The organism is Rufibacter roseolus, assembly GCF_017916365.1.
Lineage (GTDB): Bacteria > Bacteroidota > Bacteroidia > Cytophagales > Hymenobacteraceae > Nibribacter > Nibribacter roseolus.
The window spans coordinates 1524195-1540958 of sequence record NZ_JAFMSU010000001.1 but is presented as its reverse complement, the minus strand read 5'-3'; the positions used below and the strand labels follow the sequence as shown (position 1 = coordinate 1540958).

Below are 16764 nucleotides of genomic sequence, written 5' to 3'. Positions count from 1 at the left end.
GTTTCTGCTTCTAGCCTCTTTTTCAAAAAGCAACCAACAATCAGCAATTAACAATCAGCAATCTCCTCAGGAGCAAAGCGACTGCAGCAGTTTGCGCACCTCCACGGTGTTGTTCAGGTTGAAGCGGGCCAGTGAGCGCTTGCTGCCTACTTTAATGGTGAAGGCTTCTTTGGGCATGATCCGGAACATGTCTTCATCGGTGCGGTCATCGCCGATGCCCAGGAGGAAATCATGCGGGTGTTCTTCGAGCCAGCGCAGGGTGGCCAGACCTTTGTTCACCTCCACGTTTTTCACCTCCAAAACTTTGTCGCCTTCCATGACCTGCAGGTTGATGTTGGAGGCCAGGTACTGCAAATGGTTGTGCAGTTCGCGGGCACGCAGTTCGCCCAGGCCCGGGTCTACTTTGCGGTAGTGCCACACCAGGGAGAAATCCTTTTCCTCTATGAACGAGCCGGGGGTGCGACTTACCAGCAGTTCCAGGATGGGCCTGATCTCGGTTTTCCAGTCGCTGGTGAGGTGGTGCAGCATTTTCCAATCCTGGCCGTGCTCGCGCACCCAGACGCCGTGCTCCGCAATAATGTCTACCTCAAGATGTCCCAACCATTCCTCCAGGGTCTTGCGGTCGCGCCCGCTGATGATGACGATTTTGTTTCCTTCTTCCTGGGCCAGGCAGCCCAATACCTGCAGCAGTTCCCCGTCTGGTTTGGCGTGCTTGGGGTTGTTATGGAACGAGGTGAGGGTGCCGTCATAATCTAGGAAGAGAATGCGCTCACCTGATTTTTTGTAGGCCTTCAGAAGATCGTCACGCTCATCCTCAGACAGGTATTCTGTGGCCAGGCTCATCTGCTTTATCTTGATGTAGTCCAGGCGGTTCATGAAAATGCTTACCCAGTGGTGGATATCATACTGCTTCAAGATCTCCTGCATGTGCTGCATCCTAAGTTTCTGCTCCTCCTCGGGCATGACCATGGCTTCTTGCATGGCCAGCACCATGGCGCCTAAATCATTGGGGTTGATGAGGATGGCATCTGACAGTTCTTTGGCGGCACCGGCCATCTCACTCAGAATCAGAACGCCGCTCTGGTCCAGTTTGCTGGCCACAAATTCTTTGCAGACCAGGTTCATGCCATCGCGCATGGGCGTCACTAGGGCAATGTCTGCCAGGGCATACAGCGCCGAAAGTTCCTCTAAGGGGAAAGAGCGGTAGAAGTACTGAATGGGGTTCCAGGTGATGGTGCGGTAAGAGCTGTTAATGCGGCCCACCAATTCATCAATGGTTTCTTTCAGCTCGCGGTACTGCTCTACCTGGTCGCGGGACGGAACCACCAGCATAAACAACGTCACTTTCTCTCGGAACTCTGGGTGCTCCTGTAGCAGCAACTCAAACCCTCTGAGGCGCTGCGGAATTCCTTTGGAGTAATCCAGCCGGTCAATAGACAACATCACCTTCTGATCATGCAGCGCCTCACGGTATTCATTCAGCTTTTCCTTCATTTCCTCTGAGGCGGCCAGGGAGGCATATTTCTCATAGTCAATGCCCATAGGAAAGGCGTCCACCATAATCTGCCGATGGCCGTTGTCAATCAGGTTTTGAGAAGAAGTCAAACCCACAATGCGGCTCACCGAGCTGAGGAAGTGGCGGGCATCGTCAAAGGTATGGAACCCTACCAGGTCGGCGCCCAGCATTCCCTTGAGGATCTCCTCGCGCCAGGGCAGCAGGCGGAACACCTCATAAGACGGAAACGGGATGTGCTGGAAAAACCCGATGGTACTCTCAGGGACCTCCTTCCTCACCATCTGCGGCAGCAGGAGCAATTGGTAGTCATGCACCCAAATGGTGTCACCGGGCTCGGCACGCTCCATCACAGCCTGGCAGAACTTGCGGTTCACCTGCTGATAGGCTTCCCAGAAGGTGTCGTCATACACGGCGTACTGACTGAAGTAATGGAAAGAAGGCCACAGAGTCTCGTTGCTGAATCCCTCGTAAAAATCCCTGATCTCGGCCTCAGTGAGGAAAACCGGGTGCATGCTTTGCCCAGAGAGATCCCTGGTAACCTGCTCCTGCTCGGCCTCATCATTGAAGAAAGTGCCCGGCCAGCCAATCCAGATGTTGTCGTCGGTTTTATAGATGGACCCTAAGCCCGTTGCCAGACCGCCTTCACTGGTCTCGTAAGACAAACCGTTATCGGTACGCTGTACCTTAATGGGAAGCCGGTTGGAGATGATGATCGTTTTAGGCATAGTGTATGGTTTTATGGTATGTGGGGCATCCTGCCGGAGAAAAGAACCACTTTCATAGTTGGATTAGGACACAGCAGCCTGCGTCCACTTTTTCCGAGGGCACCCGGCTCTTTTTACTCCTTTACCGGCAGATTGGTTAAAACATATGGAAAACGCTATTTCCTTTGGCCTGCCTGGCTTTGGAGAAGGACCAGGTAACCCTTTTACCGGATAGCGGGTAAACAGGAACTTGTAGTTTCAGATCAAAGGAATGCTAGAACAGTTAAGAACAGAGAAAGTGTTTGACCAGCTCAGGCACTTCGCCCTTGATCATATTCCCCAACTACTGCAAGGCACCGGCGTGGTAGTGGGTGCCCTCATTGGGGGCATGGTGCTCAGATGGCTGATCATCAAAGTCTTGTCGGCTTACCAGCATTGGTTTCCGCATATCTGGGTAGAAGCCATTTTAGCCAAACTCAGCAAACCACTCTCCTACTTACTTCCGCTTCTGCTGCTGGCCGGCGCATTGCCCCTGCTGCCGCTCACCCCAACGGCGTTTGAAATGGTGCGGCGCATCATGGAGATCCTGCTCACCTGCGCCTTTGCCTGGTTCCTGATTGGCTGGGTGAACGTGGTGCAGTACCAGGTCCGGAAAAAACACCAGCTGGACAAAGCAGACAACATCAGGGAACGACGCCTCTTCACGCAGTTGCAGTTTGTAAGGCGCGTGGTCATCATTCTCATTGTCTTCCTGGCCGTGTGCCTCATACTCATGAGTTTCCCAACGGTAAGGAGAATAGGGACCGGTCTGGTGACCTCGGCGGGGATTGCGGGGGTTATCCTGGGTTTCGCCGCCCAACGCTCGCTGGGCAACTTGCTGGCCGGGTTCCAGATTGCGTTTACCCAACCCCTGCGCATTGACGATGTGCTGGTGGTGGAGAACGAGTGGGGCCGGGTGGAAGAGATTACCCTCACCTATGTGGTGCTCCGCATCTGGGACCAACGCCGACTGGTGCTGCCCATCAACTATTTTATTGAAAAACCCTTCCAGAACTGGACCCGCACTACCTCTGAGCTCCTGGGCACCGTTTTCCTGTACCTTGACTACACCGCGCCCATAGAAGCGCTCCGCGGGGAACTCGCGCGGGTTTTGAAGGAAACGCACCTCTGGGATGGCCGGGTTGGGATCTTACAAGTCACCGAGTCAAAGGAAAGAACCCTGGAACTGCGGGTGCTGGTGAGTGCCGCCGATTCTTCCAGCGCCTTTGACCTGCGCTGCTTTGTGCGGGAAAAACTGGTAGACTTTGTGCAGAAAAACTACCCCGAGTGCCTGCCCGTAACCCGCAACACCGGCTTCGCCGAAAGCCCCTACCACTCCTTTGCCCCTATGATTGACCCAACCGGAAAGTAGTAAGCAGCGGTTGATTTTGGATTCATCTGGTTTCTTGCTGAACTTGCCAGAACCGCAGTGTTGGTTGTTGGAGTTATCACCAACAACCAACACTGCGGAGGCCAACGCAATGGCAACCACAAGGGATTGCCCCTACAATTCTGATACTGCTATTTTCTGCTTATTTTCAGGAAAATAACCCAAAACAGTTGTCTAAATAAAATATCCGATTCAGACCTGATTTTCACCAAACAGACGAGAATCGGATATCACAGTTTCGCCGCTGAAATACCGGAAATGGTGCTTAATCTTTGTACGGATCATAAACATCTTCGCCGGCCATGGCCACGCCCAGCGGACGAAGCGTGTGCAGCACCTTGATGGTATTACCTTGGTATTTGAGGACGTCTTCAAGCTTTTTGTAGGCCTCAGGAGCTTCATCGGCCCCGGCGCCGCGCAGTTCAATGCCTTTGGCTTTCATGCGCTGCTGCACGGCGTCAAAGTCCACCAGACCCGGTGAGACCACGGTTTTGCGCTTCACGCCTTTTTTGTCCCTGATCCATTTGGTTTTACCGGCCGCAGCACGGCGGCTAAGCAAACGTCCGGCCCCGTGCACCGTGGAATAAAGACCTCTAATGGACAATTCGCTTTCCACGCCCTCAATGATAACCGAGTTGTCAAACATGTTCGCGCCAATAAACCCCTTCTGCCCCGGGAACGCCGGTGTGCAGCCTTTGCGCACCACCCAGTAATCCTCGCCCTGGTGCCTCTCAAACCAGGCAAAATTGTGGTGGTTGTGGATGACCTCGGTGGCTTTTCCGCCCAGAATCCCCAACACTTTCTCCACCACCACATCGCGGCCCGCGTAGGCGTACTCGCCCGCCAACGACATGGCGGCAATGTAATCCTGGCCCAACTCAGAGTCGATGTCAAACAGGATGGGCGGTGCATCCATAGAGCCTTCCTTCGCTTTATCAAAAAAGCTTAACCCCTGCGAGAGCGCGATGAACCCGGAGGCTGTCTTATGCCCAAATCCTCTTGACCCGAAGTGGACTCCTACCCACAGAAAGCCTTTCTCATCCTCGAACAAATCAATGAAGTGGTTTCCGCTGCCCACGGTGCCTAATTGTTCTACCGCCAGTTTCCGCATTTCGCGCTGGGGTTTGAACTCGGCTTTATTGATGTGGTCCAGCACCGGGTGGTCAATGCGCTTGGGATTAGGTCTACCTACCCCAAACCCTATGGTGCTTACGATTTCATCCATCACCCTTCCAATCTTCACATCCGAGGCCATGATGTCGGTGCGCACGGCTTTGTTTCCGCAACCAATGTCAAATCCCACCCCAGACAGCGAAACCTTGTTTTTGTAGGCCACGGCTCCGCCGATGGGGTGCGCGTAGCCGTAGTGCGCATCGGCGGTGAGCACGCCAATGTCTTCTTCGCTCACGCAGCGTTTCAACTGATCGATAGCGCTCTGGTCAATGATCTCTTCCCCGAAAACGGTGATGTTGTTCTGCACAATAGCCATGGTCCTACAAATTGGTGTTACAGGCTATACGTGAAAAGGGCATTGCGTTTTTTACCTGTTTTTTAGGAAGCCTAGTAAATAAAGGCAGGTCTGTTATAATGCCTTGAGGATGAAGTAAAGCCCGAACCCAATGCCCATCAATCCAGCAGAAATCAGTTGAACATTTGATTTTGTGAATTGAGCCCTGGTTACTTTTTCATTTGAATACCAAATCAACATGGATATGATTCCAGCAATCGAGAGGATAAGTCCCCAAATGAAGTTTTCCCATTCTATGTTCATCTACTTCCCTTTTCAGTCATTTTTCTCCAAAATAGCTTAAAAACGAAGAAGCCCCACCATCAAGGCAGGGCTTCTGATTATTCATTGATTCTAGAAGAATTACTTCTTCGCAGGCAACTCTTTCAGCAGCACTTCCACGGCTTTCTCCAGTTGCTGGTCACGGCCCTGGGCTACCAGGGTGGGGTCATTGGCAACGAGGTAGTCTGGCTCCAGTTGGGAATTCTCCAGGAACTTGCCGCCACCCAGGGTGCGGTAGCCTACCTGCGGAATCCCGAAGACCATGGTTGGGTCAATCAGGGTTTCCCACCACACGAAGGTACCGGTTCCGGCCACGGGCATACCCACGGTTTTCCCGATGCCAAGCTCTTTGTACAGAACCGGGAAGATGTGCGCGTCTGAGTAGTTGCTCTCGTTCATCACCACGATGGACGGACGCGTCCACTTGTTACGGGGCTCGTCTGAGAGGTTCTGGCCGCGCGGGATGAACTCGGCGTACTGTTTGGTGTTCAGGAAGCTGATGAGGTCATCGTGCAGGTTTCCGCCGCCGTTGGAGCGGGTGTCAACCACTAAAGCTTCTTTGGTCGCGTTCTTGCCCAAAGCGTCTTCATACACCGTGCGGTAGCTGGCATCGTTCATGCCCCTGATGTGCACATAACCCAAGCGTCCGCCTGATAAACGATCCACTTCTTTGCGGCGGTTGTCTACCCAACGCTGGTACAGCAACTCGCTCAGGTCTGCCGCCGAGATAGGCTTGGCGGTCTCTTCCCAACGCTGCTTCGTTTTCTCGTTGTACAAAGACACCAGCGTGTACTTACCTGATTTGCGGTTCAGGAGTTGGTCTACATCGGTGTTGTCTTCAATGGGCTGCCCGTCAATTTTTTCGATGATGACGCCCGGTTTCACTTTGGAGCTGGCGCGGTCAAACGGACTCAGGTTGATGACTTCCTTCACTTTCAGACCCTTGCCGGTGTACTGCTCATCATAGAAAAGCCCCAAAGAAGCCGTCGCATCTGGATTAGTAGCACGGTGGCTGTACCTTCCGCCGGTGTGCGAGGCATTCAGTTCGCCCAGCAATTCACTCAGGACATCGGCAAAGTCGTAGTTATTGACGATGTGCGGCAGGAACTGGCGGTAATTGTCAGTATAGAATTTCCAGTCTACGCCGTGCAGGTCTTTCACGTAGAATTTCTTTTCCAGCTCCCTGATCACGTGGTCGTACATGTAGGCGCGCTCGGCGGCGGCGTTGAGGTTCATCTCGCCGTTTACCTTGAGGGTTTCCTGTTTGCCGTTCTCAGTGTCTACTTTCAGGATCTTGCCTTCGGTTAACACAAAAAGGTTCTTGCCGTCTTTGCTCATGACCATGTCGCCACCGCGGGCACCCAGTTTGGCCAGCAGTTTGGTGTCATTGTCGCGCAGGTTGGTCACCCACAGGTCATAGCCTTTCTCGAAGCGGCTCAGATAGAACATCCGGTCGCCTTTGTCGGTGACCACGGCATCAGCCAAGTCTGAAGAGGTAGCAGTGAGGCGGGCTTTGCGTTGGGGCAGATTGTCCAGTTCCAGCGTCATACCGGCCGGAGCGGCAGGTTTAGCAGCTTCGCCTTTTTTGCCTTTCTTCTTGGGTTCAGCTTTCTCAGTTGATGTTCCACCAGCCGCAGTTTCGCGTTTCTCCAGGTCTTCCAGCAAAGTGAAATCCTCTTTGCTCAGTTTGAAGCGGTCAAAGCCGTCCTGGGTGGTGAAGAGTGCGTAAATATCGCCGGTACCGGAGTTGTTGCCGTTGCCGCGCAAACCTTCGCGGTTAGAGTAGAAGGTAATCATTTTGCCCCCCATCATCCACTGCGGACTGTTTTCATAATAGCCGCTCTGGCTCAGGTTGATGACCTCGCCTTTGCCGCTGGCCGAAATCAGGCCTACTTCGCTCAGCCACTGCTTGGGCTGGTTGTACTGCACCAAAAACCACTTACTGTCTGGGGACCACTCATAATACTGGTCGCCGTCTGAGTACGAGTAGTTGTTGGCGTTGCCCAAGATGGTGCGCACCTGCTTGCTGGCTTTGTTCACCACTTTCAGGGTCACCCGCTCCTCCAAGTAGGCCACTTCCTTGCCATCGGGTGAATACGCCGGCTGGAATTCCTCGGCGGCAGTGGCAATCACGGGCTCTTCTTTCAAAACCGTGGAAGCGTAGAAATAAGGCTCGGCGCTGCGCACCAGGCTGGTTTCATAGATGTTCCAGCTGCCGTTGCGCTCACTGGCGTACAGGATTTTGCGGCCATCGGGCGAGAAACTCACGCTGCGCTCCTGCTCGGGGGTGCTGGTAATGCGGCGGGTAATGCCCCCGTCCACTGATGACACGAACACTTCGCCCCGGTTCACAAACACCACTTCCTTGCCATTAGGCGACACCTCCATCTCGGTCATACCGCCGGAGATGGGCAGTACGGTCTCGGGGTTGGAGCGGATGTCTGAATACAGCTGGATGGCCACTTTCTGCGGCTGCGCACCCGGCTTTAAGGTATAAATTTCGCCGTTATAAGTAAACGACAGCACGCCATCTTTAGAACCACTCAGGTGACGTACCGGATGTTTGCTGAAATTAGTGACCGCCGCGCTCTGCTTCGGATTCTGCAGACTCATCTTCCGCACGTTGAATGTGCCGTTCACCTGCTCGCTCAGGTAGTAGATCTCCTGGCCGTTGGCTGATAAAATCGGTTGGCGGTCCTCGCCCACGTTATCGGTGAGCTTGGTGTGTTGCTTGGTTTTGGTGTTGTAGGCCCATACATCGCGGGCGGTGGAAGAAGTCTGGTGTTTCCGGAAACTGTTCTCAGGGCTTTTCTTGTCGTGGTACACCAGCACATCGCCGGCGGCGTTGTAGCGGGCCGCCTCAGCGGGCGTGGTCAGCAACATGGCATTGCGGCCACCTCCCAAAGACACGCTGTACAACTCAGAAAAAGCCCCCGACGGGAACATGGAATTGGAGGCTGCGTCTACCCTGGCCGAGGAGAAAATCACGCTTTTCCCATCGGGCGTGAAATCTGACGGCAGGTCTGGGGAAGAATGGAACGTGAGGCGCTTGCTCTCGCCACCCTGCGCGGGTATCACAAACACGTCAAAGTTGCCGTAGCGGTCAGAGGCATAGGCAAGGGATTTCCCGTCTGGTGACCAGACCGGCATGTATTCGTAGCCTTCGTGCATGGTGAGCGGCGTCGCGTTTCCGCCGGCCGCGGCTACTTTGTAGAGATCGCCTTTGTAACTGAAGACAATGGTCTGGCCATCGGGCGAAATTGCCGGGGTGTTGAGCCAGAGCGGAGTTTGGGTTTGGGCCATGGCTCCCAGGCTGCCTGCGCAGCACAGAGCCAGAATGGCTAGAAACCTCTTTTTCATAAGGTAAGCGGTTGTTTGTTAGATTGGATTACTAAATGTAACGATTGTTCCTGCTTATTCAAAAGAAGCAGGGGCTGGGTTGGTTTTCACGAAAATTTATCTGGCGTTTTGAGGCTGATTTGACACAAACAGCCTCAAACCAGATAGGCGTGATTATGTTGGTGTAGGGGCAATCCCTTGTGGTTGACCTAATAGAGCGGCAATCGTAACTGGGCAACCACAAGGGATTGCCCCTACAGAATCAGATTCATCGCTGGCGCGAGCTTGCAGCTCGTGTCCGCACGTATTTCTGATCCCAGGCTTTCGATTACCTTTTCCTCGGCCTGTCCCCTGACAGACCGAAGTAATGATAAAGTAAAAACATGCGTTGTCCTGTCAGGGGACAGGCCAAGGTGGAGGTATTTCAGCTAACTCATTCTGTTCCTAGTATGAGTTAGCTCACAACAGAAGGCATGAGCTACAAGCTCGCGCCAGCGGAGATTCACCTCTGAAAGACATATTTCAACCACCTCATGTTTGCCAGTAAAAGAAGACAAAAAGGAAGGATGATTGTGGCAAAAAAGAGCAGGTAATTTATCTTAATGGAGTGATAAACTGTAGTGTGCCAGCCAGGCAAAAGCGATGAAATAAAATCAGAGGCAAAGTGAATTAGCAACATTGCTTCCATTAAAGCAGAAAGAATAATTGCTACTGCAACACGAAGTATTCTTTTTATCACCACTCCAGAAAATTCATTTCTGCTAATATAAAAAAAACTTAAAGCGGTATTCTTGAAAATGCTACCTGTCATTAAAACCGGAAAGCCGTTTTACCCCTGTTTTCAGAAAATCAGAGGTAAAACGGCTTTTCAAAATCCTGACTTAGAACTCAGGACTTAAGACTCAGGACTCTCTCTAGTAGTTTCCCTTGAGGCCTTCCTGGAAGCAGTGGCGGCAGCGGGCCTCGTAGGAATCTGTTTCGCCCAGGAGGACTTTCTCCTGAGAGGCGGCTTTCCGGAAGGAGTAGGAGGCGATGTCACCGCACTGCACGCAGATGGCGTGTACCTTGGTCACGTACTCGGCCACCCCCATGAGCGCCGGCATCGGCCCGAAGGGTTTGCCCAGGTAATCCATGTCTAGGCCGGCCACTATCACGCGTACGCCGGTGTTGGCCAAATGCACGCAAACCTCGGTGATGGCCTCGTCAAAGAACTGAGCCTCGTCAACACCTAGCACATCGCAGCCGCTGCCCAGCAAGAGCATATCATTGGCAAACTGAATGGGCGTAGAACGGATGGAGGTGGCATTGTGCGAGACCACGTCAATTTCATGGTAACGGGTGTCAATGGCCGGCTTGAAGATCTCCACGCACTGCTTGGCAATCTTGGCGCGGTTGAGCCGCCGGATTAATTCTTCGGTCTTCCCCGAGAACATAGACCCGCAAATCACTTCAATCCAACCTCTTCTCTGGGCCTGCTGGCGGTTTCCCACCCGGGGTTCTATGAACATAACTTAATGTGCTAATTATTAAAGGTGCTAATGTGCTATCCCTTCCAAAAACTGGGGCCATACCCACATTAACTGATGCGAAGGTACTAGCCCCATCCCCTTCCCTAATGAACAATTTTTCCACACAGTTATCCAATACATTGGCTTTCAGAAAATTGAATAATTAACAGATTGAAGGAATGAGAGAATTAGTCGATTTGAAGATGTGAAGATTTGGAAATAATCCTTGGCTCAATCTGACATCTTCAAATTTCTACATCTTCAAATCAATCATCCAATCCATCAATCTCTCAATCATTCAACCACTCACTTGGTATAAGAAATGTGCGGGAGTTTCGTTTGTTGGGGAACGCGGCAGGTGACGGGTCCGGTGAGGGTGGCCTGGCAGGTGAGGCGCTCATTGGGTTTGAGGCGGCCGTTGTTGCGGAAACGGGTTTCGGGGGCGGTATCCGGGGCCAGGTTCTCCGCGCCCTCCAGTACTACCATGCGGCAGGAAGTGCAGCGTCCTTTGGCGCCGCAGGCGTGCATCCAATCAATTCTGGCGGCTTGCAGTGCGGCCAGAACCGTTTGCCCCTGGGCTACGTTCACCACAATTCCGCCCAGATTAGAAACCGTTAATTCGGCCATATTTCGCTATATTTACGAGCGTATGCTTCCTCCAATGAAAGACAAATATAATCAAATACGCCTGGCCCAGTACAGCCAGGCCCTTGCCCAACGCCTCAGCGAAGAACATTTTGCTCATCATGAGAACGTTACTGCCCAACAACTGATTTCCTTTACCCCTATCAAACAGGTGAACCTCTACATGATCAGAGAGCTGCTCACGCTCTGGAACCATGAGATGGCCAACCTGCGCAGCCCGTACTTTGATTTTGAACACCCCGAGGTGAAAGACGCCCTGGTACAGTTCATGAACGTGCTGTCCCGCAAGATCTCCATCAAACGCCCGCACTTTGAGCCGCTGCTGCTCAAGGCCATCCAAGATACTTTACGTGCTGTACTAGAGCCTGAGGCGGTTTTTGAGGAAAAATTCATGCGCCTGGACGACCTTTCCGTATCCAAACTGCAGGAAACCCTCAAGTACCAGGACATTGACAAAGACCTGTACCGCCGTTTCCTGGACACGCTCTCCGGCACCGAGGTTGACCGTTACCAGATTATACCCAGGCTGAGCCGTTTCCTGGCTGAGCACGAGGCTGAGCGCACCACCGTGAACGAGGTAGTGGCCAGATTCAATGAGCTGCAGCCTTTGCTGATAGACGAGCTGTTTACCCTGGTACCCGCCCCGGCTCCTGCCCCAGCGCCAGCCGTGAGTACACACGTAGCAAGTACGCCGCGGCCTAGTTTTCAGCCCACGCTGAACCCCGAGCCCAGACTGAACGAGCGCCTGCAAACCGAGCAAAAACCCAACCTAAACGATCGCCTGAAGCAGCCCGTAGTCCCTTCCATGGCCGACCGCCAGCAGGACCAGAAAATAGGATCCCTGAAAGAAGCTATTTCAATTAACCAGCGGTTCTCATTCATCAACGAGCTGTTTGAAGGCGATAACATGGCCTATCATGCCGTAATCAAGCAACTGGACGAGTACGACAACCCTAACCAGGCCAAACAGTACCTGCAACACGATGTAGCCAGCAAATACAACTGGAGCCGCAAAGAAGAACACGTGCAGAAACTCACCAGGCTCATAGAACGCAAATTCGCCTAAGCCTTTCCCGCCCGTTTTCACAAAAACATACGCAAAACGCCCGCCTCTCTACAGAGGCGGGCGTTTTGCGTTAGAGAGGAAGAACATCGCTTTATCTGTGCAGACGCTCGCAGGTCCTGCGAGCGTCTGCAGCCCTCCATTCTAAAGCTGTTTTTTCTAAAACAACCCCGAAACGGGTTCCAATCTCGCTACGTGATACTTGCTACCTGATACGCCAATTACCCTCGGCCCAGATCCAGTTTGCGGTGCGCGTCAATGGCCAGCAGAATGAACAGTAGGATGGTAAACGACCATAGCGATGAGCCGCCGTAGCTGAAGAAAGGCAGCGGAATTCCCACTACCGGGGCCAGCCCGATGGTCATGCCCACGTTCACCAAAAAGTGGAAGAAGATGATGGAAGCCACGCAGTAGCCGTAGGTACGCCCAAAAACCGAGCGCTGCCGTTCCGCCACGTAAATGATCCTGATGAGCAGGGCCATGAAGAGCGCCACAATGATGAGACTGCCAATCCAGCCGTGTTCTTCGCCCACTGTACAAAAAATAAAGTCGGTGCTTTGCTCCGGCACGAAGTCAAATTTGGTCTGCGTGCCTTCCAGAAAACCCTTCCCGAAGAACCCACCGGAACCGATGGCAATCTTGGACTGCGTCACGTTCCAGCCCACGCCCAGAGGATCCACCTCGGGGTCCACGAGTACTTTGATGCGGTTCTGCTGGTGCTCCTGCAGGATGTTGTCAATGAAGTAAGTTACACTGAACACCATGACCAGGACGGCCGCCCAAATGCTGATGTAAGTAGGCAGATACCGCTTAATCCGGTGGAAGTTGAGCCAGAGGTAAGCACCCATCAGCACAGTGACGATGCCCGCCAGGTACCACTGCGGAATCAAAAGCGTGAGCACAAATACGAACACGGCCACCGCACCAATGATCAGAATCAAAGGTGACATCCCCTCGCGGAAGAAGGCCAGGGTGAAGGCTGCGAACACCAGGGCAGAACCGGTCTCGTTCTGGAGAATGATGATGATAGGCGGCAACAAAGCCAATCCCGCCAGCTTGGCCTGATCTTTCCAGTTCTGCTGCCGCAGGTTAATACCGCTCATAAACCTTGAGACGGCCAGCGCCGTGGCAAACTTCGCGAACTCCGCGGGCTGCAAGCGTACAGATTCCGTGATCACGAGCCAGGAACGGGACCCTTTAATCGGCGAAGCCAAAAGCAGAGTACCCAACAGAATCAAAATCACGAACCAGTAGATCCCGTATGCCAGCGAGTCATAGGCCTTGTAGTCAATGGCAAACAGCATGATGATGATGATCACGGAGGTACCAATCCAGGCCAGTTGTTTCCCGGAGTTAAGCGTGAAGTCAAAGATGCTGGTGACGTTCTCAGGGTTATAGACGGCGGCATAGATGTTCATCCAGCCCAGCGTCACCATGAGGCCGTACAGCCCAATGGTGACCCAGTCTATGTTATTGGCTATTTTGTAGGAGGTCCGCATTTGATGTCTGCTAATCGGTCCATTTGTAGAAACTACCGTTGATCATGTCTGCTTCCCAGCGCTTGCGGTAAGTGGTCTTCACGGTATCAGTGAGGTATTTCTCAATCATGAGGCTGGCCATGGGCGCGGCGGCAGTGGCCCCTCCCCCGGCATTCTCCACGTACACCGCAATCGCGATCTTGGGATCATCTTTGGGAGCGAAGGCAATGAATACCGAGTGGTCTTTGCCGTGCGGGTTCTGCACGGTACCGGTCTTGCCGCATAGAACTACGCCAATGTGCTTCAGGCTGGCATACCGGCCGGTTCCGTTCTCCACCACCAACTGCATTCCGTCAATCACCGGCGGAAAATGCCTTGGGTCCACGGAGGTGTAGTTTTTCACGGAGTACTCAGGCAGCGGTTTCCCGTTTTCTCCTACGGAGCGCACAATGTGCGGCTTGTAGTAATAACCCCTATTAGCAATAGTGGCGGCAAAGTTGGCCATCTGCAGCGGCGTTACACCCGTCTCGCCCTGCCCGATGCTGACAGAGTAAATGGTGGGGAATTTCCAGCCATCGCGTTTGTAGATACGATCATAGAAGCGGGCATTGGGCATCATTCCTTTTTTCTCGCCGGGCAGGTCTATGTCTAGATTGCCGGCAAACCCGAAACTTTTGATGTGCTTATTCCACTCATCCAGGCCCAGCCGGACATCCTCATACACATTGCGAGACCGGCCCCGCGCCACCACCGAGCGGAAAACCTGGTAGAAATAAGGGTTGCAGGACTGCTCAATGGCAATGCCCAGGTTGGCCGGGTATGGGTGCCGGTGTGAGCATTTCACCAAAGACCAGTTACATGGGTACCCGGTCTCAGGGGTCAGCACACCTTCCTGCATCGCGATTAAGGCCTGCGCTAGCTTGAAGATGGAGCCCGGCGGATAAGTGGCCATGAGAGGCCGGTTGAACAGCGGTTTGGTGGGGTCGCGCAGCAATTTCATGTAGTTGTTGCCCAGCTCTTTCCCGGTCAGCAGCGAAGGATCAAAATACGGCGCCGATACCAGTGACAGGATCTCGCCGGTCTTGGGTTCAATGGCCACGATACTGCCCACTTTCCCACCTGACATGAGCAACTCGGCGTATTTTTGCAGTTCCAGGTCAATGGTGGTAACCAGGTTCTTACCCGCTACCGAGAGGGTGTCATATTCGCCGTTCTTGAAGGATCCTTTCTCAATGCCGCGCACGTTCACCATGGTGTATTTCACCCCGCGCTTACCCATGAGAAACTGCTCATACTGACGCTCCAGGCCGCTGATGCCCAGATAATCGCCTTGGCGGTAACCGTGGTAGGTGGTGTCCTCCAACTGCCGCGGGCTGATCTCCCCAATGTACCCCAACGCGTGGGCCAGACTGCCATGCTGATAGCCGCGCACGGTACGGGCGTTGATGTAGAAACCAGGGAAGTCCACCAAGTTGTCCTGGATGGCGGCAAATTCTGCGTTAGTGAGGCGTTGCAGGAACGGTGAGGGCTTAACGTAGGAGTACTTCTTGGCCGCGGTGATTTTCTCGCGGTACTCCGGCAGAGAGATGCCCACCAATTGGCAGAATTTCAGCGTGTCAATGGCTTTGGCTTCTTTGGGCACCACCATGAGGTCATACACCGGGGTGTTCTCCACCAGCAGTTTCCCGTGGCGGTCATAGACCAGCCCCCGGAACGGGTACTGCACCACGCGGCGCATGGCGTTGCTTTCGGCGGCGGTTTTATAGCTGTCATCCAGAACCTGGATGTAGAAAAGTTTGATGAGATAAACCGCTCCTATGGCTATGAAAATCGCCTGGATTACGTATTTGCGGCTTTCTAAGTACTTCATCTAAAACCTCGTGCTCTTCGCTCAAAAAATAACATCTGAAAAATCACCAGCACCGTTCCGGTGAACAATGTGCTGGCTATTATCTTGGCTAACGTAAATCCGATCAGTTTAAATCCGTTGAGCTCCAGAAAAAACAGGGCGAAGTGGTGCACAAAGATAAGTACCATGCCATAGGTCAGAAACCAGCGCCACCCCATGGAAGGCAAACTGGCATGGTCAGAGACCTCATAGCCATCGCGGGGCGTCAGCAGTTTCAGCATGGAGGGCCGCAGGTAGGCCATGAGTACCGTGGCAGCCGCGTGCACTCCAGACGTGTCATAGAACAGGTCAATGGTGAACCCGCACACAAAGCCCAGCAAGAGCAGCAGCACCTTGTCCATCTCAATGGGCAGGAACAGGATAAACCCGATGTACACAAAACAGAACCCGGTCTCAAACAGCACCAGGTTGCGCATGAGCAGCACCTGCAGGCTCATCAAAACCACAAACTGGACTAAGTGTATGAACCTAAAACTATTCATTCTCTTCGGTTATGCCTGACTGTACCAGCAAGCTGTCCAACTCAGGCTTGCGTTTGTTTTCCACTACGTACACGTAAGACAGTTTCTCAAAGTCCACGCTCAGGCGCACCACAATGGTGTAAAAGCTTTTATCCAGCTCCTTGCGCACACTGATCACGCGCCCCACCATAATGCCCGGCGGATAAATACCCCCGGCACCAGAGGTCACCACAGAATCTCCTTTAAAGATTTTCTCGCTCAACGGAATATAGTGCAGGCTGGCGGTCTCGGGATTTTCCGTATCCCACTTGATGGAGCCCAGGCTTTTGTTCCGCTTCAGTTTCACGGAGATCAGGGTCTGGGAATGCAGCAGCGAGGTCACCGTGGCATAGTGCTTGGAGACTGCTTTCACCCGGCCCACAATCCCGTTGGCGGTGAGCACGCCCATCCCGGGCCTAATACCGGCATCGGAGCCTACATTCAGGGCCAGGTGGTTGTTTAGCCCCCGCACGGAGTTACTCGTCACCCGGGCCGGCCTATAGGTGAACACCAGTTCTTCCAGTGAGTCGCGCGATGCCTGAAGTGAGTCTTTCGGATCCCGGGCCCTGACCTGCACAAACACAGAGTCTTTCAGAACACCCAGGCTGTCGTTGAGTTTCTGCTCCTGAATCTGGGTAAGCTGCGCCCGTAACTGGGCATTCTCCTGCGCCAGCGCCTGGTTTACCTCCGTGAGCCGGAAATAATCAGCCACCTGGCTCTGGATCTCCAGCACACGCCCCACATAATAGTTAGACGACTGATAGAATGCCGCACTGTGGTAGGTGTTGCTCCGGTACAGCAGGTAAATGGAAACGCCCTCTAACAGCAGGAACACCAGGAAAGCCCTAATCCGGAAGATGAAAATAAATAGTTTCCGCATGGGC

At 53.3% G+C, this 16764-nt stretch carries 11 protein-coding genes; 2 read left to right on the top strand and 9 right to left on the bottom strand.

Annotation, left to right across the window (positions count from 1 at the left end; translation table 11 throughout):
• Nucleotides 1-66: 66 nt before the first annotated feature.
• Complete coding sequence (locus J3P35_RS06095) at nt 67-2241, bottom strand: bifunctional alpha,alpha-trehalose-phosphate synthase (UDP-forming)/trehalose-phosphatase (protein WP_210463450.1); 2175 nt, start codon at nt 2239-2241, stop codon at nt 67-69.
• 250 nt (nt 2242-2491) lie between these two features.
• On the opposite strand from J3P35_RS06095, the gene J3P35_RS06090 reads away from it, so the two are divergent.
• A complete protein-coding gene (locus tag J3P35_RS06090; protein WP_246849990.1) occupies nt 2492-3631 on the top strand; it encodes a mechanosensitive ion channel family protein in 1140 nt (379 codons plus the stop codon).
• Nucleotides 3632-3914: 283 nt separating this feature from the next.
• Here the strand turns inward: J3P35_RS06090 and J3P35_RS06085 are convergent, their stop codons facing one another.
• The 4 genes from J3P35_RS06085 to J3P35_RS06070 form a co-directional block, all read right to left on the bottom strand.
• A complete protein-coding gene (locus tag J3P35_RS06085; protein ID WP_210463449.1) occupies nt 3915-5138 on the bottom strand; it encodes an RtcB family protein in 1224 nt (407 codons plus the stop codon).
• 381 nt (nt 5139-5519) lie between these two features.
• Entirely contained in the window at nt 5520-8798 is a 3279-nt protein-coding gene (locus J3P35_RS06080; protein WP_210463448.1) for a S41 family peptidase, read from the bottom strand.
• 893 nt (nt 8799-9691) lie between these two features.
• Nucleotides 9692-10285, bottom strand: coding sequence for a thymidine kinase (locus J3P35_RS06075; protein ID WP_210463447.1), 594 nt, complete (start codon nt 10283-10285; stop codon nt 9692-9694).
• A 306-nt stretch (nt 10286-10591) separates the two neighbouring features.
• Nucleotides 10592-10912: a 2Fe-2S iron-sulfur cluster-binding protein gene (locus J3P35_RS06070; RefSeq protein WP_210463446.1), complete on the bottom strand. Its 321-nt coding sequence runs from the start codon at nt 10910-10912 to the stop codon at nt 10592-10594.
• Nucleotides 10913-10946: 34 nt separating this feature from the next.
• Between J3P35_RS06070 and J3P35_RS06065 the strand changes: the two genes are divergently transcribed.
• Nucleotides 10947-11996, top strand: a complete 1050-nt coding sequence (locus tag J3P35_RS06065) for a hypothetical protein (RefSeq protein ID WP_210463445.1) — start codon at nt 10947-10949, stop codon at nt 11994-11996.
• 218 nt (nt 11997-12214) lie between these two features.
• Here the strand turns inward: J3P35_RS06065 and rodA are convergent, their stop codons facing one another.
• The 4 genes from rodA to mreC are packed head-to-tail and all read right to left on the bottom strand — an operon-like array spanning nt 12215 to nt 16760.
• The gene (rodA, locus tag J3P35_RS06060) at nt 12215-13492 is read right to left on the bottom strand and encodes a rod shape-determining protein RodA (RefSeq protein ID WP_210463444.1); all 1278 of its coding nucleotides are present in this window, start codon (nt 13490-13492) and stop codon (nt 12215-12217) included.
• Between the two features lie 10 nt (nt 13493-13502).
• Nucleotides 13503-15341, bottom strand: a complete 1839-nt coding sequence (gene mrdA / locus J3P35_RS06055) for a penicillin-binding protein 2 (protein WP_210463443.1) — start codon at nt 15339-15341, stop codon at nt 13503-13505.
• Complete coding sequence (locus J3P35_RS06050) at nt 15338-15862, bottom strand: hypothetical protein (protein ID WP_210463442.1); 525 nt, start codon at nt 15860-15862, stop codon at nt 15338-15340. Before J3P35_RS06050 ends, mrdA begins: the two co-directional genes overlap by 4 nt.
• Complete coding sequence (gene mreC, locus J3P35_RS06045; protein WP_210463441.1) at nt 15855-16760, bottom strand: rod shape-determining protein MreC; 906 nt, start codon at nt 16758-16760, stop codon at nt 15855-15857. The genes J3P35_RS06050 and mreC overlap by 8 nt, the downstream gene beginning before the upstream one ends.
• Nucleotides 16761-16764 lie beyond the last annotated feature (4 nt).

Coding starts and splice junctions, on each gene's coding strand:
- J3P35_RS06075 (WP_210463447.1), bottom strand. CDS start 10,285: ATGTTCATAGAACCCCGGGTGGGAAACCGCCAGCAGGCCCAGAGAAGA.
- J3P35_RS06080 (WP_210463448.1), bottom strand. CDS start 8,798: ATGAAAAAGAGGTTTCTAGCCATTCTGGCTCTGTGCTGCGCAGGCAGC.
- J3P35_RS06050 (WP_210463442.1), bottom strand. CDS start 15,862: ATGAATAGTTTTAGGTTCATACACTTAGTCCAGTTTGTGGTTTTGATG.
- J3P35_RS06095 (WP_210463450.1), bottom strand. CDS start 2,241: ATGCCTAAAACGATCATCATCTCCAACCGGCTTCCCATTAAGGTACAG.
- J3P35_RS06090 (WP_246849990.1), top strand. CDS start 2,492: ATGCTAGAACAGTTAAGAACAGAGAAAGTGTTTGACCAGCTCAGGCAC.
- mreC (WP_210463441.1), bottom strand. CDS start 16,760: ATGCGGAAACTATTTATTTTCATCTTCCGGATTAGGGCTTTCCTGGTG.
- J3P35_RS06070 (WP_210463446.1), bottom strand. CDS start 10,912: ATGGCCGAATTAACGGTTTCTAATCTGGGCGGAATTGTGGTGAACGTA.
- J3P35_RS06065 (WP_210463445.1), top strand. CDS start 10,947: ATGAAAGACAAATATAATCAAATACGCCTGGCCCAGTACAGCCAGGCC.
- rodA (WP_210463444.1), bottom strand. CDS start 13,492: ATGCGGACCTCCTACAAAATAGCCAATAACATAGACTGGGTCACCATT.
- J3P35_RS06085 (WP_210463449.1), bottom strand. CDS start 5,138: ATGGCTATTGTGCAGAACAACATCACCGTTTTCGGGGAAGAGATCATT.
- mrdA (WP_210463443.1), bottom strand. CDS start 15,341: ATGAAGTACTTAGAAAGCCGCAAATACGTAATCCAGGCGATTTTCATA.